The organism is Bacillus sp. AR13-1, assembly GCF_008042285.1.
Taxonomy (GTDB): Bacteria; Bacillota; Bacilli; order Bacillales; family Bacillaceae_G; genus Bacillus_A; species Bacillus_A mycoides.
This window is the reverse complement of sequence record NZ_QNUA01000041.1, coordinates 72,770-94,915: the sequence shown is the minus strand read 5'-3', so window position 1 is coordinate 94,915 and position 22,146 is coordinate 72,770. Positions and strand designations below refer to the sequence as shown.

Annotated in this window: 23 protein-coding genes and 2 pseudogenes; 22 read left to right on the top strand and 3 right to left on the bottom strand. The window is 34.0% G+C overall.

Annotation, left to right across the window (positions count from 1 at the left end; translation table 11 throughout):
• Positions 1 to 164: 164 nt before the first annotated feature.
• From DN408_RS25925 to DN408_RS25855, 16 genes and pseudogenes are all read left to right on the top strand, one after another.
• Positions 165 to 1,166: an LCP family protein gene (locus tag DN408_RS25925; protein ID WP_002126935.1), complete on the top strand. Its 1,002-nt coding sequence runs from the start codon at positions 165 to 167 to the stop codon at positions 1,164 to 1,166.
• A gap of 62 nt (positions 1,167 to 1,228) precedes the next feature.
• A pseudogene (locus DN408_RS32570) lies at positions 1,229 to 1,495 on the top strand (sensor histidine kinase); the annotation flags it as partial.
• A 134-nt stretch (positions 1,496 to 1,629) separates the two neighbouring features.
• Positions 1,630 to 2,451, top strand: a complete 822-nt coding sequence (locus DN408_RS25920; protein ID WP_002126936.1) for a peptidoglycan-N-acetylglucosamine deacetylase — start codon at positions 1,630 to 1,632, stop codon at positions 2,449 to 2,451.
• Positions 2,452 to 2,465: 14 nt separating this feature from the next.
• A complete protein-coding gene (locus DN408_RS25915) occupies positions 2,466 to 3,122 on the top strand; it encodes a YkyA family protein (protein WP_002086134.1) in 657 nt (218 codons plus the stop codon).
• A 207-nt stretch (positions 3,123 to 3,329) separates the two neighbouring features.
• Positions 3,330 to 3,482: pseudogene (locus DN408_RS25910) on the top strand (MerR family transcriptional regulator); the annotation flags it as partial.
• 32 nt (positions 3,483 to 3,514) lie between these two features.
• On the top strand, positions 3,515 to 4,672 hold the full coding sequence (locus DN408_RS25905; protein WP_002126938.1) for an RNA-guided endonuclease InsQ/TnpB family protein: 1,158 nt from the start codon (positions 3,515 to 3,517) through the stop codon (positions 4,670 to 4,672).
• Between the two features lie 157 nt (positions 4,673 to 4,829).
• The gene (locus DN408_RS25900) at positions 4,830 to 5,510 is read left to right on the top strand and encodes an MgtC/SapB family protein (protein ID WP_002012374.1); all 681 of its coding nucleotides are present in this window, start codon (positions 4,830 to 4,832) and stop codon (positions 5,508 to 5,510) included.
• 77 nt (positions 5,511 to 5,587) lie between these two features.
• Positions 5,588 to 6,124, top strand: coding sequence for a GNAT family N-acetyltransferase (locus DN408_RS25895; protein ID WP_078178501.1), 537 nt, complete (start codon positions 5,588 to 5,590; stop codon positions 6,122 to 6,124).
• Between the two features lie 250 nt (positions 6,125 to 6,374).
• Positions 6,375 to 8,183, top strand: a complete 1,809-nt coding sequence (locus DN408_RS25890; RefSeq protein WP_078178502.1) for an IucA/IucC family protein — start codon at positions 6,375 to 6,377, stop codon at positions 8,181 to 8,183.
• A gap of 67 nt (positions 8,184 to 8,250) precedes the next feature.
• Entirely contained in the window at positions 8,251 to 10,092 is a 1,842-nt protein-coding gene (locus DN408_RS25885; RefSeq protein WP_002012378.1) for an IucA/IucC family protein, read from the top strand.
• Positions 10,079 to 11,317: an AMP-binding protein gene (locus tag DN408_RS25880; protein WP_002126944.1), complete on the top strand. Its 1,239-nt coding sequence runs from the start codon at positions 10,079 to 10,081 to the stop codon at positions 11,315 to 11,317. The genes DN408_RS25885 and DN408_RS25880 overlap by 14 nt, the downstream gene beginning before the upstream one ends.
• Positions 11,314 to 11,589: a petrobactin biosynthesis protein AsbD gene (asbD, locus tag DN408_RS25875; protein ID WP_002064932.1), complete on the top strand. Its 276-nt coding sequence runs from the start codon at positions 11,314 to 11,316 to the stop codon at positions 11,587 to 11,589. Before DN408_RS25880 ends, asbD begins: the two co-directional genes overlap by 4 nt.
• A 24-nt stretch (positions 11,590 to 11,613) precedes the next feature.
• On the top strand, positions 11,614 to 12,618 hold the full coding sequence (locus DN408_RS25870) for a DUF6005 family protein (RefSeq protein WP_002126945.1): 1,005 nt from the start codon (positions 11,614 to 11,616) through the stop codon (positions 12,616 to 12,618).
• Between the two features lie 14 nt (positions 12,619 to 12,632).
• On the top strand, positions 12,633 to 13,475 hold the full coding sequence (locus DN408_RS25865; RefSeq protein WP_002012383.1) for a sugar phosphate isomerase/epimerase family protein: 843 nt from the start codon (positions 12,633 to 12,635) through the stop codon (positions 13,473 to 13,475).
• 122 nt (positions 13,476 to 13,597) lie between these two features.
• On the top strand, positions 13,598 to 13,804 hold the full coding sequence (locus DN408_RS25860; RefSeq protein ID WP_000113539.1) for an alpha/beta-type small acid-soluble spore protein: 207 nt from the start codon (positions 13,598 to 13,600) through the stop codon (positions 13,802 to 13,804).
• Positions 13,805 to 14,042: 238 nt separating this feature from the next.
• Positions 14,043 to 15,272 (top strand): bacillibactin exporter BcbE, encoded by a 1,230-nt coding sequence (locus tag DN408_RS25855; protein ID WP_016126788.1) that lies wholly within the window; start codon positions 14,043 to 14,045, stop codon positions 15,270 to 15,272.
• Positions 15,273 to 15,320: 48 nt separating this feature from the next.
• On the opposite strand, the gene DN408_RS25850 is transcribed toward DN408_RS25855, so the two are convergent.
• Positions 15,321 to 15,938 carry a LysE/ArgO family amino acid transporter gene (locus tag DN408_RS25850; RefSeq protein ID WP_078178504.1) on the bottom strand — a complete coding sequence of 206 codons (618 nt, stop codon included), beginning with the start codon at positions 15,936 to 15,938 and terminating at the stop codon, positions 15,321 to 15,323.
• A 122-nt stretch (positions 15,939 to 16,060) separates the two neighbouring features.
• On the opposite strand from DN408_RS25850, the gene DN408_RS25845 reads away from it, so the two are divergent.
• The gene (locus tag DN408_RS25845; protein WP_078178505.1) at positions 16,061 to 17,503 is read left to right on the top strand and encodes an aminotransferase-like domain-containing protein; all 1,443 of its coding nucleotides are present in this window, start codon (positions 16,061 to 16,063) and stop codon (positions 17,501 to 17,503) included.
• A gap of 12 nt (positions 17,504 to 17,515) precedes the next feature.
• Positions 17,516 to 17,683, top strand: a complete 168-nt coding sequence (locus DN408_RS25840; protein WP_002012388.1) for a DUF3933 family protein — start codon at positions 17,516 to 17,518, stop codon at positions 17,681 to 17,683.
• A gap of 95 nt (positions 17,684 to 17,778) precedes the next feature.
• On the opposite strand, the gene DN408_RS25835 is transcribed toward DN408_RS25840, so the two are convergent.
• On the bottom strand, positions 17,779 to 18,744 hold the full coding sequence (locus DN408_RS25835; RefSeq protein WP_002012390.1) for a patatin-like phospholipase family protein: 966 nt from the start codon (positions 18,742 to 18,744) through the stop codon (positions 17,779 to 17,781).
• A gap of 81 nt (positions 18,745 to 18,825) precedes the next feature.
• The gene (locus DN408_RS25830) at positions 18,826 to 19,053 is read right to left on the bottom strand and encodes a YjcZ family sporulation protein (protein ID WP_147740436.1); all 228 of its coding nucleotides are present in this window, start codon (positions 19,051 to 19,053) and stop codon (positions 18,826 to 18,828) included.
• Positions 19,054 to 19,277: 224 nt separating this feature from the next.
• On the opposite strand from DN408_RS25830, the gene DN408_RS25825 reads away from it, so the two are divergent.
• The 4 genes from DN408_RS25825 (at position 19,278) to DN408_RS25810 (ending at position 22,137) form a co-directional block, all read left to right on the top strand.
• The gene (locus DN408_RS25825) at positions 19,278 to 20,030 is read left to right on the top strand and encodes a YwqG family protein (protein ID WP_078178507.1); all 753 of its coding nucleotides are present in this window, start codon (positions 19,278 to 19,280) and stop codon (positions 20,028 to 20,030) included.
• A 147-nt stretch (positions 20,031 to 20,177) separates the two neighbouring features.
• Positions 20,178 to 21,338, top strand: coding sequence for a transglutaminase domain-containing protein (locus tag DN408_RS25820; RefSeq protein ID WP_002064944.1), 1,161 nt, complete (start codon positions 20,178 to 20,180; stop codon positions 21,336 to 21,338).
• A gap of 109 nt (positions 21,339 to 21,447) precedes the next feature.
• Positions 21,448 to 21,648 (top strand): DUF4083 domain-containing protein, encoded by a 201-nt coding sequence (locus tag DN408_RS25815; RefSeq protein WP_002064945.1) that lies wholly within the window; start codon positions 21,448 to 21,450, stop codon positions 21,646 to 21,648.
• 27 nt (positions 21,649 to 21,675) lie between these two features.
• On the top strand, positions 21,676 to 22,137 hold the full coding sequence (locus DN408_RS25810) for an NUDIX hydrolase (protein WP_078178508.1): 462 nt from the start codon (positions 21,676 to 21,678) through the stop codon (positions 22,135 to 22,137).
• Positions 22,138 to 22,146: the final 9 nt, after the last annotated feature.

Genomic DNA, 22,146 nt, shown 5'->3' with positions numbered 1-22,146 from the left:
ATAGTGACTTGCCAAAAATAAGCACGAGAGTATAATGTGAAATGGAATACATATTGGATTCATGATGTAACCTTACAAAAATGTAAGGTGATTGAAAGGAAATTCAATATGAAGATTACTAGACATACATTATACTAGGAAAAGAGAAAGAGAGGAGAATGAACATGAGCTCTGAATTAGAACAAGATACGAGAAGCAGTAAAAAACGTTCTAAAAGAAAATCAATAAAATGGTTCATTTTAATTCCATTTTTCCTACTTGTTTTTGGAGGAGTAGGATATGGATCGTTTATATATAACAAAGCAAAAGCTGTTGTAAGTGATGCATATGCACAAATTGATAAGTCATCAAAAAGGGACAAAGAAGTGGAACCTTTAAAGGATAATATTTCGATTTTAATCATGGGTGTCGATGGAAGCGAAATGAGAAAAAGCCAATATGGTGAAGCGGTTCGAACAGATGCACTTTTATTAGCGACAATTAATAAAGATGATAAATCCGTTAAATTAGTAAGCATTCCTCGTGATTCACGTGTTTATATTCCATCTAGAAAGAAATTAGATAAAATTACACACGCACACGTATTTGGTGGTGTTGAAAGTACAAGAGATACAGTGGAAAGATTTTTAAATGTACCAGTTGATTATTATGTGAAGTTTAACTTTGAGTCATTTGTACAAATTGTAGATTCAATTGGTGGTATTGATATTGATGTACCTGTTACTTTCACAGAACAAGATAGTAAAGACCAAGCAGGTATGATCCATTTAGAAAAAGGTTACCAACATTTAAATGGTGAACAAGCCCTTGCACTTGCTAGAACGCGTAAAATTGACAGTGACGCAATGCGTGGTCAAAGGCAACAACTTGTAATTGAAGCAATTGCGAAAAAAGCAATGTCTGTTCAATCAATTAGTAAAATGGGCTCTTTACTTGATGCAGTTGATAAAAATATGAAAACAAACTTAACGTTTGATGATATGCTTGCTATTACGAAAAATATGGCAGGATCAGATTTGCAAATGGAAAAGATGCAAATAGAAGGAACGGATAAGCGTATTGGTGGTATTTATTATTACATTCCAAACGAAAAAAATGTGAAAGATATTTCGACTAAGTTAAATGAGCATTTAGGTGTTACACCAAAACCAACTCGAAATGAATAAGTATAAAAAAAGGTTGGCCTCAGCCAATCTTTTTTTATGGAAATGGATTGCTTCATTTATTTTTAGTAGAAGGGCTACTAGTTTTTTCACGTCTACAGTCAAATCATTTTAATTTATATAAACAAAAGGTGCAATTGTACGATATACTAGAGGAAAAAATTTGGTAATTAACTCCTAAAATAGAGAAAATAAATTCATCTCATTGCAAGTTGAAAGCGAATTGAATTGATAGAAGATGAAGATCAAACAGGTTAAAACAAATCTTCTTGAAAGTTGTACATAGTGCAATCAAGAATTGGTATGAAAAGAATAAAGAGTTTGTTGAGGCAGGAACAACAATTTTGATAAAACTCCCATTATAATTCATATTTTAGATTGTTTATATAGTGTAATAAAATAAATAGATGTATAATTATATTGGGTGATTTATATATAAGATTAATAGGGAGAGGAATTCGATAGAATGGAAAAGGCTTTTAAAATTAAACGAGTTGCAGTTGTTTCAGTAGCGATTGCAATAGTAGCTATTGGGTATTTCATGTTTCAATCTATTACTTCACCAGCAAAAGCTGTTGCTAAGCAAGAAAATATAGTGCAGCTTGCAAGTGAACAATCGAAAGTTGAAATGAATAAAACGGCGCCAAGTCGTTTTAACGGAATGGAAAGAAAAGTTGCTTATCTTACATTTGATGATGGGCCAGGAAAATATACGGCTGAATTATTAAATATGTTAAAACAGCATGATGCGAAGGCGACATTCTTTTTAATCGGAGCGAATGTAAAAGCGTTTCCTGATTTAGTAAAACGTCAAAATGCAGAGGGTCATTATGTTGGAATGCATAGTATGACACACAATTTTGCGAAGTTATATAAAAATGGCGAATATGTTAATGAAATGAAAGAAGATCAAAGCTTAATCGCAAATATTATTGGAAAATCACCTCAATTAACACGTCCACCATACGGGTCGAAGCCTGGTTTAAATGAAGGCCTTCGAAACAAAGTAGTAGAGGGTGGTCTTAAAGTATGGGACTGGACAATTGATTCTTTAGACTGGAAATACAATAAAGTACCAGTCGATGCAGCGGCAGCACAAATCGCTCAAAATGTATTAGCTGGTGCAACAAATCCTCAAGAAGTCATTTTAATGCATGATATTCATCCGCAATCAGTCGCAGCTGTGCCAGCAATATTAAAGGGTCTAAAAGAAAAGGGTTATGAGTTTGAAGCATATCATGAAGAGAATCACTTCCCCGTGAACCTCTGGCATGATAACCGTATGTAATGGAGGAATTGAAGTTGAAATATGGAAAAGTAGCAGTAGTTGGAGCATTATCAGTAGGATTATTATCAGGTTGTTTCGGTGAAAAGCCAGAAGAAAATTTATTTACGGCTTTTGAAGCAGCATCTACACAGGAAAAATCTTTAGCAGATGACACAAAAAAATTAGAGAAGTTAGAAAAGCAAGGACAAGAACTTTATTCTCAAATTTTACAAGAAGGTAAAGAGCATAATGAAGCAGTTTCAAAGAAAATAGAGCAAGCTACTGCAAATGTAGACGAGCGTGAAAAAGTATTGAAAAACGAGAAGGAACAGTTAGAAAAAGCGCAGAAAGAAACGACATCCGTTCAAAATAATATTGAAAAACTCGAAGATAAGAAATTACAAAAACAAGCAAAAACAGTAGAAGAATCGTATAAAAATCGTTATGATGCCTTCCAAAAGATGAATGAGAATTACACGAAGGCGTTAGCGACTGAAAAAGAACTGTATGAAAAATTAAAAGTAAAAGAAACGAAGTTAAAAGAAATTGGTGAAAAAGTTAAAACTGTTAATGAGTTAAATGTGGAAGCGCAAAAGGCGAAAGAACAATTTAATAAACATACAAAAGAGTATAATGATAATAAGTTAGCATTTTATAAAGATGCACAAATTAAAATTAAAGAACAAAAATAAAGAAAGATCTTAATTATAATAAAAAGCCGGGGAAACATTGTCAAAAATGTTTTTTCGGTTTTTTACTTTAAATGAATAGAAAAGACTGGAATTGATATCATAAAAGAGTTATAGTGAAATATTCTAAGGGAAACATTAGGAAGTAAGGAGATCAATACAGTTGTATAAAACATACGCAAATGCAGATAAATATGTTACATTCTACCTATGAAACAATATAAATCAAAAGAATTCGCTGAAATAATCAATGTGTCTGTAAGAACTTTACAGAGAAGGATAACGAGGGTGTATTGACTGCTTACCGAAACCCTAAAGGAAGAAGATTTTATACAGATAAACAGTATAAAGACTATATGGGGATTCAAGAAGAAAATACCGGAGGATAAAGATTTATGAAAAGAGCATATCTAATAGAAATCCATCCGACAAAAGAACAAATACCTCGAATAAATCAGACTATTGGTGTGTGCAGATATGTTTACAACCTGTATATCTCTAAAAATAAAGAGTTGTATGAAGCCGAAGGAAAGTTTTTAAGTGGGTATGACTTTTCAAAATGGTTGAACAATGTCTATACAAAAGAATGTGACCAGTGGATAAAAGAAGTATCAAGTAAAGCTGTAAAACAAGCGATTATGAACGGGGATAAAGCTTTTAAGCGATTTTTTAAGGGTTTATCTAAATTTCCACGATATAAGAAAAAGAAGAAGCAAGATGTGAAGTGCTATTTTCCTAAAAACAACAAAACAGATTGGACAGTAGAAAGGCATAGAGTAAAAATCCCCACAATTGGTTGGGTAAGGTTAAAAGAATATGGGTATATTCCCAAAAATGCGATTGTAAAAAGTGGAACGATAGGTAAAAGAGCAGGAAGATATTTTGTATCCGTGCTTTGCGAATTGGAAGAAACAGAAACGAAGCCAACTTTCAACCAAACAGGTTTAGGTATTGATTTAGGGGTGAAGGATTTCGCTATACGTAGCGACGGTATCGTTCATGAAAACATCAACAAAACAATAAGAGTAAAAAAGATAGAAAAACGGTTAAGACGTGAGCAACGTTTTTTATCGCGTAAATTTGAAAATATAAAAAAGAGAGGTGAAAAATCTGTTACTAACAAAAGAGCGAATATAGATAAAAATATTCTTAGAGTGCAAAAACTACATGCCAGGTTAACAAATATTCGATTAGCGTATGTAAAGTCTATTGTAAATGATGTGGTGAAAACCAAGCCAACATTTATTACAGTAGAAGATTTGAATGTGAAAGGTATGATGAAGAACAAACATCTATCTAAAGCAGTTGCGAAGCAATGCTTTTATACATTTCAAACATGGTTATTGGCGAAATGTGAGGAATATGGAATTGAACTACGTCAAGTAGACAGGTTCTATCCCTCGTCGAAGTTATGCTCATGTTGTGGTCAAAAGAAAGTAGACTTAAAACTATCCGAACGAGTATATGAATGTGACTGTGGAAATGTAATAGGTAGAGATTTGAACGCGTCAATCAACCTTTTACAAGCAAAAAAATATACAATACTAACGTAAATAGATTGTATATATGTACGGTGGGCTACATCGGAATTTATGCCTGTGGAGTGTTACAGCAAACTGTAGTAGCGAGTTAGTGGCGAGACAGGACACGCAGAAGCAGGAATACTCTAAGAATGTACATTTGTCTATATTCTTAGTAGCAGAAGGAATTATGTCATATGAATTTTTATTCAAATTAGGTTTAGCACTCTTTTTAGGATTATTCATCGGAATAGATAGGCAGCTAAAGAATAAACCGCTTGGTGTGAAAACAAGTATGGTTATTTCCGTAGCGAGTTGTTTAATTACAATGGTTTCAATTGAATCAGTGAATGTTTATTCTGTACCGGGTCATACAAACATGGATCCAATGCGTCTCGCCGCTCAAATTGTTAGTGGGATTGGTTTTCTTGGAGCAGGGGTAATTTTACGAAGAAATAATGACGTTATTTCAGGATTAACGACAGCTTCTATGGTATGGGCCGCTTCAGCACTAGGTATTGCGATTGGTGCAGGGTTTTATATACAAGCGACGGTTGCTATGATTTTAATTATATTAGCGATTAACGTACTTCCGCAAATTGTGAAAATTGCAGGCCCTTATTCATTAAGACAAAAGGACTTATCCATAAAAATTACCGTAAACAAACATCGAGAGTTAGACGGGATTTTTAAGCAAATTAAAAATTTAAATATGCAAGTAAAACGAGTGAAAATTAAAGATATTGATAATGGGGCATCTCAGCAATTGGAAATGGTCATTTTAGCTCCAGAAGATTTATATACAACTGAATTATATAGTTCTTTAAAAGAAATCGATCATGTTGTTTCAGTAGAAGTTGAAAGTAGATAAAAAGAGTGATGAAAATTCACTCTTTTTTTAATGCATACAAAACATTTTGCTATAATTATTTTCTAAGGGGGATGAGTATGGTGGAGATACATATTAGAAAGGCAATGAAAGCTGATATTGCGACAATAGCGAAAGTGCATGTGGAAAGCTGGAAAACGACGTATACTGGGATATTCGCTAACGAAATTTTAGAAAATTTAACATTTGAACAAAGAAAAAAGCAATGGGAAAACATTTTTCAAAAAGAAGACAATCTACAATATAGATTTGTAGCAGAAACGTTAAATGGGGAAATTATCGGATTTATCGATGGGGGAGTTGAAAGAACAGGTACATATAATTGTGATGGGGAATTATATGCAATATACATTTTACAAAAATATCAAGGAATGAAGATAGGACAAAGATTATTTCAAGCATTGCTATCGGAATGTAAAAAAGATAATATGCAATCTCTGTTAGTTTGGGTTGTTGCTAATAACCCTTCTAAAAAGTTTTATGAAAAATATAATCCGGAAAAAATTGACACGAAACTTTTAGAAAGACTAAATGTAGAAGAAATAGCATATGCTTGGCGAGATATGGATTGTTTATACAAATCACTATTAATTTAGAATGCGATAATATTATTATGTAAACTTAATCTACAAGAATGAAAAAATACATCAATAATTATATTGGTGTATTTTTTTGTTGACGGATTAAATGTTTTGAAAAGGTAAAAAGTTTAGTTAGATAAAAAAATTCTGAAATATATCTTGAAATGATTATCATTATCAATTAAAATCATAGTTGATAATAAAATTCAACTGTCAGAAGTTTCACGAAAAAATGATAGTGTTCGTCTAAAAGAGGAGGAGCAGTATGCAGCATGCGAAACAAATCGCGGAACATGCAACAATACAAAGCTTTTTAAATTGTTATTTAAGAGAAACAGGAAGTGGAGAATGGATTACGGAGGATAAAAGGATAGAAAATATTTTCTGCCATTCATTTCAAAGAGACGCTATCCCCACTTATTTATGCTGTCGGTTATCGGCACAAAACGTTACTTTGTATGGGGAAGTTATATATAAATCGTCAACGGACCGTCATCTATTTGGAGAACAATTTTATTACCAAATTGGCGAAAATAAAAATGTTATTAAAGCAGATTATATTACGGTTATTATGTTTTTAATAAAGGAAATGTCTATTAACTATGGAGAAGGTACGAATCCTGATGAACTTATGCTTCGAGTTATCTATAGTTGTCAAAATATTGAGAAGTTTATACAAGGAAGGGAGCAGGATACAGCTGAATTATATGGTTTCCATACGACTTTTATAGAGGCGGAGCAATCTTTATTATTTGGACATTTAACTCATCCTACACCAAAGAGTAGACAAGGTATATTGGATTGGAAAAGTTCAATGTATTCTCCTGAATTAAAAGGGGAGTGCCAACTTCACTATTTTAGGGCACATAAAAGTATAGTAAGTGAAAAGTCATTGTTACAAGATTCTACAACGGCGATGATAAAAAAGGAATTAAAGAACGATGAAAAGGTAGGTCAAGAATTTATTGAAGAGTACTGTCAAGAAGATGAATATTCATTAATTCCAATCCATCCGCTACAAGCAGAATGGCTATTACATCAATCTTATGTGCAAAATTGGATGAATCAAGGTGTACTTGAATATATCGGTCCAGTAGGTAAGTGTTATATGGCGACATCATCACTTAGAACGCTATATCATCCTCATTCGAAGTATATGTTCAAGTTTTCATTCCCTGTAAAGGTCACGAATTCAATGCGTATTAATAAATTGAAGGAACTTGAGAGTGGACTTGAAGGTAAGGAAATATTGAATACTAAAATTGGAGAGGTGCTAGAAAAGTTTCCAGGATTTGATTTTATATGTGATCCGGCCTTTATTACTTTAAAATACGGGGCACAAGAGTCTGGATTTGAAGTGATTATTCGAGAAAACACATTTTATAGTGAAAATGAAAATGATGCAACGCTTATCGCTGGATTAGTACAAGATGCAATTCCGGGTGAAAGAACTCGTTTAGCAAATATTATCCATCGCTTAGCGGATTTAGAAGGTAGAAGCTGTGAAGAAGTAAGTTTAGAGTGGTTTAGACGATATATGAATATCTCTTTAAAGCCGATGGTATGGATGTATTTACGTTATGGCGTTGCATTAGAAGCGCATCAACAAAATAGTGTTGTTCAATTGAAAGATGGTTATCCAGTTAAGTTTTACTTCCGTGATAATCAAGGTTTTTATTTCTGCAATTCAATGAAGTCAGTGCTAGATAATGAACTAGCGGGTATTGGCGAACGTACTGGGAATTTATATGACGATTACATTGTAGATGAAAGATTTCGTTACTATTTAATTTTTAATCATATGTTTGGACTAATTAACGGTTTTGGTACAGCAGGATTAATAAAGGAGGAAATTCTTCTTTCGGAATTAAGGTCTGTACTTGAAGCGTTCCTTCCATATAACCGCGAACCTTCTACATTTTTAAGTGAATTGTTGGAAGAAAATAAATTGGCATGTAAAGCAAATTTGCTAACGAGATTTTTCGATGTTGATGAACTGACAAATCCTTTAGAGCAAGCAATTTATGTACAAGTAGATAATCCACTCGTTAGAGAAGTGGCTGTTCGTTCATAAGTAGTGCTAAAATTTCACGTAATACAAATAATGGAATTTGATATTCCGTATTATAGCGGAGGGATTTATGAAAGAAGAAGTTTATCACATGAAAATATTGAAGGCACTCCAATCAAAAGAGTACATTTCAGTAAGAAGAAGAGTATTCCGGCAATTAGTAGAATCGTTAATTTATGAAGAAATCATTACGCCGATTCGTATACAAAAGGGAGAGCAAATACTTTTTATTATACAAGGTCTTGATGAAAAGGATCAAAATGTAATGTACCAATGCTATGGGCAAGAACGTATGACATTTGGGCGTATTTGTTTACATGACTCATTAATAATGAGAGTTCAAGATGAGGAAGAAGAAATACAATCAGTTTCACAATTTTTACAGGAGATTTTTCGGATTGTTCAAGTGGATCGAACGAAATTGGATTCTTTTATTCAAGAATTAGAACAAACAATCTTCAAAGATACGATTGCACAATATGAGAGAAGTTGTGAAGAAGACTATCTTGCGAAATCTTATGATGAGCTTGAAAGTCATTTAATAGATGGACACCCGTATCATCCTAGTTATAAAGCACGCATCGGGTTTCAATATCGTGATAATTTTCAATATGGATTTGAATTTATGCAATCAATGAAAATTATATGGATTGCAGTTCATGAGAAATATACGACTGTAGGATATGAAAGTGAAGAGAGTTATAACTGTACCTTTAAAGAAGAAATTGGTGAAAAGAAAATCGAAGAGTATATGGATCGTATTCGAACAATGGACTGTGATTCGAAGAAGTACATGTTTATACCTGTTCATCCTTGGCAGTGGGAGAACTTTATTATTCCGAATTATACTGACCATATACAGGATAAATATATTATTTATTTAGGGAAATCAGAAGATGATTATTGCGCGCAGCAGTCGATGCGGACATTAAGAAATGTTACGAATCGAGAGAAACCATATGTAAAGTTATCAATGAATTTACTCAATACTTCAACTATCCGTACATTAAAACCACATTCGGTTGTGAGTGCACCTGCTATATCGAATTGGTTAAAAGATATAGTAAATCATGACCCTTATTTAAGGGATGAATCGCGTTTAATTTTGTTAAATGAATTTTCGAGTGTTACGTACGATGCGAATAAAAAAGCTACGTATGGCTCATTAGGATGTATTTGGCGCGAAAGCGTTCACAAATATTTAGATAAGAAAGAAGAGGCAATCCCATTTAACGGTTTATATGCCAAGGGAAAAAATGGGACACCAACTATTGATTTGTGGTTAAAGAGATATGGAGTAGAAAGCTGGTTACAATTGCTTATTCAAAAAGCAATTATCCCAGTTGTACACCTCGTTGTAGAGCATGGAGTCGCATTAGAATCACATGGGCAAAACATGATTTTAGTTCATGAAGAGGGAATACCAGTCCGTATTGCACTAAAAGATTTTCATGAAGGACTGGAGTTTTATCGTCCATTTTTGAAAGAACTCGAAAAATGTCCTGACTTTACTAAAATGCATAAAACATATGCGAATGGTCAAATGAATGATTTCTTTGAAATGGACCGTATTGAATGTTTACAAGAAATGGTTTTAGATGCGCTTTTCCTATTCAATCTAGGTGAACTAGCTTTCGTGCTGGCAGATGAGTATCAGTTGAAAGAGGAACAATTTTGGATCATTCTTGTTGAAGAAATAGAAGATCATTTTGAAAGATTTTCGCATTTGAAAGAACGTTTTGAAGCATTACAATTATATGCACCTACATTTCATGCAGAGCAATTAACGAAGCGTCGTTTATATATGGATGTGGAATCGCTTGTTCATGAAGTTCCAAATCCATTGTATAGAGCAAAGCAACTTACAATACAAAAATCAGTTGTTACAGGGGGAAATCATGCTAATCGTTAATAAACAAGAATTTAGCAAATATGATTTTGAATTGAGATTACAAGGTTACGAGAGAGTGGAACAATTTCAAGAAGCAGAAGGAAATAGATTTGCACTTTGTCTGAAAGATCCATTCGATATTATTACGCTTGTGTTTTTCCTAAAAGAAAAAAGAGCATCTGTACTACTTATTCATGAAGATACGCCAAAGGATACAGCTATTGAAATGGCAAAGCGCGCAAAGTGTACTGCACTTTTATACGGAGAAAGTAACGACTTTACAAAATTAGAAGTTCCAAATCTATTACAAGAAGAATCGTCTTTATTGCAGTATAGTTCAGGTACAACAGGAGAGCCAAAACTGATTCGTAGAGCATGGACGGAAATTGAAACAGAAATTGCTGCTTACAATGAAGCTTTAAAATGTGAAGAAGACGAAGTGCCAATTGTAATGGCTCCAGTTTCACATTCATACGGATTAATTTGTGGCACGTTATCAGCAATTACGAGAGGTAGTAAGCCTATAATCATTACAAATAAAAACCCTAAATTCGCGTTAAATATAGTTCGTAATACCGAAAAACATATCATATACGCAGTGCCACTTATGTTACATATTATGGGGAGTTTTCCACAAGGGACTTTTCAGTTTCATAAAATTATGACATCAGGATCACCTTTGCCAGAAACGCTATTTTATAAGTTAAAGGGCATGACGAAATACATGATGCAGCAGTACGGCTGTTCTGAAGCTGGTTGCATTAGTATATGTCATGCTATGGAAACACATTTGGATTTAGGAAAACCACTTCCTCATGTAAGTATTAACATAGGTTCAAATGAAGATGAACCTGAAGAAATCGTAGTGAAAATTGCTGAAAAGGAGATTTATACAAAAGATTTAGGTTATAGATCTGAGCAAGGCATTCATTTCATGGGGCGAATAGATGATGTTATTAATGTGTCCGGTCTAAAGGTATTTCCTATAGAAGTGGAAGAAACGATGCTTCGATTAGAAGGTATTCAGGAGGCGATTGTATACCGGGGCAAGCATCCTGTGATGGGAGAAATAGTAAAAGCGAAAGTAGTCTCTCGTATTGAACCAGTACAAATACGAGAATGGTGCATACAGCATTTACCGTCTTATAAAGTGCCACATGAAATTGAAAATGTAGCAGAGATTCCGAAAAATAAAACAGGGAAAGTAAGTCGGAAGTTATTAGAGATGGGAGAGATAACAACATGAGTCGTGAAATGTTAAAAGAAGCAGTTTTAAGTATTATGAGAGAAAAAATGGAACTGAAAAATGTAACGCATTTAGAAGAAACGATGCGTTTAAATCAAGATTTATATATAGATTCGGTAATGATGTTACAGCTTATAGTATACATAGAAATGGATTTAAAGCTATGCGTTCCAGAGGATGAGATAGACCCAAAGGCGTTTCTTACTGTAGGATCTTTGCTTGACTTTATGGAAGAGTTACAGCCGTTACACGAAATAAATGTGAATAACTAACCTTTTAGGAAAGTGGATGAGAGTATGACTTCAATTAAAGTTCACTGTTTAGTGAGTTGTTTTTGTGAAATTATAAAAAGGCGTAGCGATATAGATTTCCGTCCATTTTATTTCGGATTATGGGATGGAGATTTTGATATAACAGAAGGCGGGATTATTTCTTATCATTCCGAAAACATTAATCATGATAACTACTTACTTTGGTATGAAAAATTGTATGGCATTAAAGTGAACGAATGGTACGATCATTCAAAAGATAAAAGTAGCAATGTAGAAACATTTTTAGAATTAGTAGAAAATAAGCCAGAAAATCGTTACGTAATTGTAATGGTTGATATGTCTTTATTGCCTGAGAGAGAAAATAAGTTTCATCAAAAACCGTTTCCGCATTACTTAATGATATCGAAGACAGAGAAAGAAGATGAATGGTTCATGCTTGATCCTGATTTTCGCTGGGAAGGGAATATGGAAAGAGAAAAAGTGCTCCATTCTGTTAAAGACAACCCATTTGGTGGAGGCTATTTCATTGATATAGAAGGAATTCAGGAGCCAACACAAGAGATGGTAGAAAGTTATTTCATGGAAACATTCAAAAAAGATGATAATGAACTAACAATGGAATTAAAAAAATTAATAATAAAAATGGTAAATGAAGAGGATGGGTATTCACTTTCCGGGCTCGTAACGGCAGTAAAGCAAATACCCGTATTGGCAATACGTAAATATAGCTATGAACATGCCTTTGCATACTTCCGTGAAACTTTACAATATTCGGAGCAAGAATTTGATTATTGGTGTGATCGAGTGGAAGACATTGTACAAGGATTTACAAATGTACAGTACCGTGCTATTAAAATGGCAATGACAAATAATAAAGATATGTTATTACCAATTGTTGAGAAACTTGATGAAATGAATACAATTGAACTGCAAATTAAGGATGAACTAGAGAAACAGTTTCTGTTATGGAAAGAAATGATAACAAATCAGTCTTTCTTAACTAATACAAGTTCATTGAATTTAAGATAAGGGAGTTCAAACCAATGAAATATTCGCTATGTACAATTTCATTTCGCCATCAACTAATTTCATTTACTGATATTGTTCAATTTGCATACGAAAACGGTTTTGAAGGAATTGAGTTGTGGGGGACCCATGCACAAAATTTATATATGCAAGAGCGTGAAACGACAGAACGAGAAATAGATTATTTAAAGGATAAAAATTTAGAAGTTACGATGATAAGTGATTACTTGGACATATCATTATTAGCGGATTTTCAAAAAACGATGGAAAAATGTGAACAGCTGGTAACACTAGCTAATTGGTTTAATACAAATAAAATTCGTACGTTTGCCGGGCAAAAAGGTAGTGAGGATTTCTCGGAACAAGAGAGAAAAGAGTATGTGGAGCGAATTCGCATGATTTGTGATCTATTTGCTCCGCATAATATGTATATACTATTAGAAACACATCCAAATACGTTAACGGATACTTTGCCGTCTACTTTGAAATTGTTAGAAGAAGTAAATCATCCATATTTAAAAATAAACCTTGATTTTCTTCATATATGGGAGTCTGGTGCAGACACTGTAGATAGTTTTCATCGATTAAAGCCGTGGATACAACATTACCATTTTAAGAATATATCATCAGCGGAGTATTTACACGTGTTTGAACCAAATAATGTATATGCCGCTGCTGGAAGTCGTATAGGAATGGTTCCATTATTTGAAGGTATTGTAAACTATGATGAAATCATCCGGGAAGTGAGAGATACTGATCATTTTGCTTCGCTTGAATGGTTTGGGCATAATGCGAAAGATATATTGAAAGAAGAAATGAAAGCATTAACGAATAGAAAATTAGAAGTAGTAAGTTCATAAGGTGAAATGATGAAAGAGTCTCGTTTAGGAGACTCTTTTTTTATTTTATCAATAACCAAAAATTACCATGTATTTAATTTCGGATTTGATACAGTTTAATATATATAAGGAGGTGATCGGTAATGGCTAGAAATCGTAACGCTAATCAATTAGCATCACATGGAGCACAAGCAGCTCTAGATCAAATGAAATATGAAATTGCACAAGAGTTTGGTGTACAGCTTGGAGCTGATACTTCTTCACGTGCAAACGGTTCTGTAGGCGGTGAAATTACAAAACGCCTTGTAGCAATGGCAGAACAACAGCTTGGTGGCGGATATACTCGCTAAATGTAGAAGGTTATAGGAGAAAGGAAGGATTCTTCCTTTCTTTTTTATTTTCAATTAATTGGTATGGATATATTGTGAACAGGATTCAAAGAATAGGAGTAATGCTATATTTTATCCAATTTCTTTTGTTGTAAATGGAAAGTAGTAAAGATGAAATAGCCCTGGTGGAATGTAAACATAATTTCCAGCAGGGCTATTATATGGTAAGAAATATATGATGAAAGGTTCCGAAATCAACATGTTAAAAAAAGAAAACTGTTGTTTAATTGCACTTGCATCAGTTCCACTTGTTATGACGCTAGGTAATTCAATGCTTATTCCAATCCTGCCAACCATTGAAAAGAAATTACATATTTCATCTTTCCAAGTATCCATGATAATTACAATTTATTCTATCATTGCAATTATACTTATACCGATTGCTGGTTATTTATCAGATAGATGGGGACGAAAGATGGTAATGGTTCCAAGTTTATTAATTGCAGCTATTGGAGGAGCGATAACGGGATGGGTATCATGGAAAGTTGATAACCCTTATGTTTGGATTCTTATCGGAAGAGCAATTCAAGGGATAGGTGCTGCTGGTGCTATGCCAGTTGTCATACCATGTGTCGGTGATTTATACAAAGATGAAAAACAGGTTAGTGCAGGTTTAGGAATCATTGAGACGTCAAATACATTTGGAAAAGTATTGAGTCCCATATTAGGATCAGCTCTTGCAGCTATTGTATGGTTCTTACCATTTTGGGCGATTCCAGTTTTATGTGTAATATCGATTGTTTTACTACTGGTACTAGTAAAGGCGAAGAAACAAGAAGAAGAAGTCCCACCACTTAAAGAATTTATTCAATCTATTATCTCTACGTTTCGAGAAAAGGGAAGATGGTTAATTGCCATTTTTATACTAGGTGCAATTATTATGCTTATTTTATTCGGAATACTTTTTTATCTGTCAACTATACTGGAGTCGAAGTACGATATTCATGGTATATGGAAAGGGTGTGTACTCGCTATTCCTTTACTTGTACTATCACTTAGCTCATATATGGCTGGTAAAAAAATTGGAGATAAACAAGATATTATGAAAAAGTGTATCTATATTGGATTTTTACTGGCTGCTGCATCTGTCTTCTTACCTTTATTTCTAAAAGGAATCTATTTGCTACTTCTTTGTCTCGTTATTATGGGGGGAGGAATTGGTATGGCGTTACCATGTCTAGATGCTCTTATTACACAAGGGATTGAAAAAGAGCAGAGGGGGACAGTTACGTCATTTTATAGTTCAATGCGATTTATCGGTGTAGCAGCTGGACCACCCCTGTATTCTTTTTTTATGAAAGGGGCAGACCATGAAGTGTTTTATTTAACAAGCATCTTCGCTGTTATTGGTGCTGTCATAGCGATAATTTGGATTAAGCCGGCAAAAGATGAAATGGAAATAAAGCAGAAGCCTGAACCGACTGCATAATTTGAAAGAGGATTGCATGATGTGTAATTAGCATGCAATCTTCTTAATTTAGTTAGGGAAAATAACTTGTTTTAACATATAAAGTGCGACTCCCCATATGATTAGCCCTGAAAATTTATTTAATATTGTGATCGTTTTCCCTGTTGAGTCTAATCCTTTTAGAAATTTCCCGGCAAAAGCTAAGCTAATAAACCAAATCCAAGAAACTATAATTGTTGCAAAAGTGAAAGCCCATTTCTCACTTCCTATGTACTGTATAGAGTTTGTTCCGATTACACCAATTGTGTCTAAAATTGCGTGTGGATTTAGTAATGAAACTGATGCGGCGAAAATAATTTGATTTTTTAAAGGCATGCTTTTTTCTTGTTTTACATCATTTGAAGAATCGCTTCTCCAAATAACCCAGCCCATATACATAAGAAAGAAAAATCCAATCATATACAAGGTGGTTGTTAACCAAGAGAAAGTTAAGAGGACAAGGGAGACACCTTGTACAGCAATTAATATTAATAATGTATCACATATAGATGCAGTCAAGACTACAGGAGCAGCTCGCCAAATATTTGGTTGACTAGCGCCTTGGTTAAAGACGAAAACATTTTGGACACCTAATGGAATGATAAGACCAAATGCAAGGATGATACCGTGAATAATTGCTTCACTCATCAGATTACCTCCTACTTAATTTGATTAATTATGATAGTCTATATTGTATAGAAGAAATGAAAATTTGTATCCATCCATATGGTTGGATAGGTTACCAACCATAAAATATGTGAGGTGATATAATGGAAAGGCTCGTTTGGAAACCTAATTTGTCTTCATCTATTCCGTTGTATAAACAAATAGAATCTTATATAAAAGAGAGAATTGTTAATGGGGAATGGACAATTGGAACTAAATTACCTTCACAAAGAGCTTTGGCGCATGCGTTTGAAGTGAACCGAAGTACAATTGTAATGGCTTTCGATGAGTTAATAGCAAAAGGGTATATTGAGGGGAATGGACGGAAGGGAACAATTGTTATAAAAAATAGTAAGAATACTTCAACATATGCCCCGCCTCCAAACTGGCAGTCTTACGTAGAAACAGGACTTCATTATCCGAATCTTCCTGCTGTACAAGAGATTAATCAAGCTGAATTTACTCCCAATGTAATTCGATTAGGAACAGGTGAACTTTCACCGAGTCTCTTGCCTGAGAAAAAGATGAAGGGTATTATTAATAAAATTTTACAATCAAATGTTCCACTTGGGTATGAGGAACCGAAAGGGAATCTCCATTTAAGAGAAAAAATTGCGGAATATTTAAAAGGGCATGGGGTATATGTATCTCCTGACTCTATTTTAATTGTTTCAGGGGCAATTCAAGCATTGCAGCTTATTTCTATGGGGCTTCTTCCGAAAGGAGCGTCAATTTTATTAGAAAAACCATCATATTTATATTCGCTTAATGTATTTCAATCAGCAGGAATGCGCTTGATTGGAATACCAATGAATGAGAATGGTATAAATACTTCATACATTACAAGATATAAGAAACAATTTAACGCATCTATTTTATATACAATCCCATCTTTTCATAATCCGACCAATTTTAGTATGAACGCTAAGAAGAGGGAAGAAGTGATGGAGATATGTAATGAAATTGGATTACCTATTATTGAGGACGCGGTATATCAAGATTTATGGTTCGATGCACCAGTTTCAAAACCTTTAAAGGCATATGATAAAAATGGGATCGTGCTACATATTGGAAGTATGTCCAAAGTCATTAGTCCTGGTTTAAGAATTGGGTGGGTTGTTGGATCAGAATCCGTTATTCAAAGATTAGCAGATATAAAAATGCAAACTGATTATGGTTCAAGTTCTATATCCCAGCAGATTGCAGCGGAGTGGTTCGAAAATGGATTGTATGATGAACATTTACAGTTTGTAAGAAGTGAATTGAAAAAACGTAGAGATTTTATGATAAGTATGTTAGAAAAGTATTGTAGTGGCATTGCAACTTGGCATGAGCCAGTAGGAAGCTTTTACATTTGGCTACATATAAATCTACCAATCTCGAATCGTAGTTTATTTGACAAAGCTTTACAAGAAAAGATTTTATTAAACCCAGGCACTTTGTATGATAGAAGTGCTAACCAATTTTTACGTCTTTCTTATTCCTATGCAACTGTAGAAGAAATTGAAGTTGGAATAAAAAAGATTGCGCAATTAATTAAAGGGTAAAAGGAGAAAAACATGAAACAATATGTGATTTGCCAAATTATCGATGGGGATAAATATTTAGCTGCTTATGCAGAGACAAAACAGGATGCAGTTGAAAAAGCAGAACTGTTAGGATTAAGAACCGGAAACCGTTACATAGTAATTACCGCGGAAGAAGCAGAAGGGTTAACTTATCCTTAAATAATGGGAGAGTACATAAGAAGTAAATAAGCCTAATAATGTACTATATTATTAGGCTTATTTACTATTAAAGTGTGACAGGGAAAATAATATAATTATGAGTCAAGTTGACGGAAATACCGATTTGTTTTTCGATTCTGATTTCCGTCTCTATACTCATCAACATATTGCCTGAAGTTCCAGGATTGTAAAAACTTATTAGCTGCATTATAACCAGAGTTATAGAGCCATTCTTTCTCTTCTTTAGTTAGTTGAAAATTAGTACTGGTAATGGTTCCTGTTGGAATTGTAATAGTTCTAGCCTTTGATTCTTTATCTAAATGACGTAAATCATGAGCTTGCATCATCGTTTTAAATAGTCCTTTGAACATGGAAATAGGTTCGTCATAGTGGGCGGGATCAGCTTGAATCTCATCTTTTATAAAATGAAATCCAAAGGTAGGCCAGCGAGGAGAAGTCGGTGAATCAAAAATCCAAATTGGGTAATTACTTAAAATCCCGCCATCAACCATATAACAAGGCTGCTTCCATTTTGGTGTTCTCCATTTTACTGGCTCAAAGAAGAAGGGGATTGTACTACTCATTCTTACAGCTTTAGCAATAGAGAAGCGATAATTTAAAAATCCATAGTTCGGTAAATCATCGGGGAAGACAACCATTTTACCGTTGCTTATATCAGAAGCTATAATTTTGAGTTTGTTTAAATCAGGTAGATCTGTAAATAAGTGAACGCCCTTTTTTCGCAGTAATTCTTCAAGCCATTCTTCTATAAATACATTGGAATAAATACCTAGAGTAGACCATGCACTTATTCCTTTACCGATAAACGGGATTCTATCAAGAAAAGTTTTCTTCATAAATTTATTATAATCAATGTCGGTTATTATTGTTTTTAATTCGGAACAAGAATATCCAGCTGCTAAAAGCGCTGCGATAATTGAACCAGCTGATGTTCCAGCTACGCGCTCCCATTCATATCCTTTTTCGGCTAACGCGCAAATTGCCCCCACATGCGCAATTCCGCGTACACCGCCTCCTTCAAAAACACCATCAATTTTCATTGAACATACTTCCTTTCTAAAAAATGAAAATGGAAAAAAGCACGTATTGTACGTGCTTTTTTACAATAGTTTTTAAGTTTACTAGCAGCCTACAAAGCCGCCCCAACAGCTAGCTCCGATGATGATTAGAAGGATAAATAAAACGATTAATAAAGCGAAACCTCCATAACCACAACCGCCACCACAACTACCGCCGTAACCGCCGCCGTAACCGCCGCCGTAACCGCCGCCGTAACCGCCGCCGTAACCGCCGCCGTAACCGCCGCCGTAACCGCCGCCGTAACCGCCGCAACTATATCCGTAACCCATGTGGAATTCCTCCTTAAATTAAAAATAAAAATGAACGAGGGGAAAATATACTGGAAGAAATAAAGAACTATCGTGTTTGTAGGAACAATGTATACTATGCTTTTTTAAACTTGTTCGCGTACGAGGGATAAGCCCGTTTTTTGGAGGGCTTGTTGAATTTACAATGAATGAAGTATAATCTTTGTGCTATGATACAAATAAGTATGTAAATGTAAGGAGAATTTATGGAACAGAAAATTGAAATATTAATTGATAAATATGAACTAACACATTTGAAACAGGAACTTATTAATACTGTATTTCCTTGTGTAAAAGTTGTGCCAAAACAACAGGAAATAATTGCGATAGGCAGTTCGAAAATGGGCGGAGTTCCTGATTTGCCAAATACATTTGAATATCCAACATACAAAGAGAATCCGTTATGTTTTATCGCACAATTTAATTTAAGTGATTTACAAAACGTTGGTATGGATCACAATCTTCCTAAGACAGGGATGTTATATTTCTTTAGTATTGAAAATTACTTTGAAGAAGATGTAAATCCAAACGAAGCTGGACGTGTACTTTATTATGATATCCCTGTAGAGCAATTACGTAGAGCAGATGAAATACAAGCGAAATATAACCAGTGTGCAATTACTTTTGAACTGACGTATAAATTACCGGAGCTTTTCATTGAAGATGAGGCGGATTCAGATCGTTTCTTGCAATTACTTGAAGAGCTAATCCCAGACAACTATGATAATCATCAAATGTTTGGAGAACCATTCTCTGTACAAGATGAGGTATTGTACGAGACTGGACAATATATGGGGATAGATCCACAGCATATGACGCTCTTATTCCAAATTGATTCAGATACTAAAAATTGTAATATGATGTGGGGAGATTTAGGGATGCTTTATTTCTGTATTGGAAATGAAGACTTGAAAAATCGCCATTTTGAAAATACATGCTGTGTGTTGCAAACTTGCTAAAAAAAGGGTTGTTCTTTTTCTAAAAGAACAACCCTTTTAAAAATGTTAAATATGCATAATCTCATATGACCTATTTTAAAAAATATTGTATACTCTGAAACTATACGATACTTTTTTGTATAGTTATAGAATGTAAGGAGTGACAAGATGGGAAAGACAAGTAAGTATGTGACAGCTGCCGCACTTTGTTCAACTATAGTAATGGGAGGCTTACAGGCGTCAGCTGTATCTTATGCGGCTACGAATCCGACTACAGTGACAACACAATCAGATGCAAAGTTGTTAAATGATTTCAGAAAAGAATTAAAAAAACAGATTGATAATAGAGAAGAAAATATTACAATCACATATAAAACAAAAGATAGAAATGCTAGAAATATTATGGACCAATTGTATGGCGAGTTTAATAAAATTGTAGATGCTGATGAGTATGTAAAATATAATGTAGCGTCTACTAAATATTCTATAAAAGGGATGCCAGGGAATTATACATTTACATTACAAGTGAAGTATCGTGAATCAAAAGAGCAAACACAGTATGTAAAGTCTCAGGCGAAAGCAATTGTAAATTCTATCATTAAACAAGGCATGGATGAACATGAAAAAGTGAAAGCTATTCATGATTATGTTGTGAAAGAAGTATCATATGATACTTCTTATCAAGCATATACAGCGTATGAAGCGTTAGCGAATCGTTCTGCCGTTTGCCAAGGATATACATTGTTAACATATCAATTACTAAAAGAAGCAGGTATTCAAAATCATATTGTAACAGGTACAGGGAATGGACAAGCTCACGCATGGAATTTAGTGAACATTGATAACAAGTGGTACCACCTTGATACTACATTCGATGATCCAGTTCCTGATAAAGCTGGGCGCGTAACATATTCATATTTTAATATGTCTGATGAACAATTAAGCAAAGACCATGAATGGGATCGTAGTGAATATCCAGCGGCAACTACAAGCTACTTCAACGAATTAACAAGCAAAATAAAAGCCGGTAGTTCAAAAACTGCTGTATATGAACAAATGTTAAAAGAAACAAATTTAAAGTATTTATCTGCACAATACGGAGCGGAAAATTACAATGAGTTTAAGAAAAAATTACAGCAACAATTTGCTTCCAAGCCAGAAAAAGTAGAAGTACGATATAAGCAGTCAATGGATGGAACGATGCAAGATATAAAGAAAGTACTAGATGAAATAGCTTGGCCAAAAGGTGCAAAGCGTGTATCTTATCAAGTTGCGCCATATAGTGCAATGGCAGGTTATTCATTAGCGACAATTACATTTACGTATTAATGAAAAAGAGCATCTTTAAAAGGTGCTCTTTTTGTGTTTGATTTATAATATCGTTGACTATTTAGAATTGCGTGATAAAATAATTGGAAATAGAGGATGTGATAGCTGAATGAATTTGTTCGAAAATAATATATTTGCATTGATATATTTTTGTCTAGTAATCGGGCTTATCGTTTTGTTTTTTGTATCATTTACTCTGTTCATTAAAAGATTATTGCAAAAAAACACTATGAAAAAACAACATGTGATTAATATGAATCAGAAGTTAGATCGGATTATTGAATTGCTTGAAAAAGATAAAAAAGAATAATGGAAGATGGATAAAAAGGAGAAGCAGATGGCGAATTATATAAAGGAATTACGTGAAAAAATAGGGCATGATTATGTTATTTTGAATTTTGCAGGAGGTTGTGTATTTAATGAATTTGGTGAAGTGCTTCTGCAAAAAAGAGGAGACTTTAATGCTTGGGGATTTCCAGGCGGTGCAATGGAGATCGGGGAATCTGCGGCAGAAACTGCGATTCGAGAAATAAAAGAAGAAACAGGATATGATGTGGAAATTGATGAGCTCATTGGTGTGTATACGAAATATTTTCAAGCATATCCGAATGGAGATCAGGCACAGGCAATTGTAATATTCTTTAAGTTTTCAATCGTTGGAGGGAATACAAAAATAGACGGTGATGAAACGTTAGATTTGCAGTTTTTCCCTTTAGACGAAATGCCGCCATTGTTTAATAAACAACATGAAGATTGCTTGCAGGATTTATTAGAGAAAAGAGTAGGGGTATATCGTTAACGTATAAAA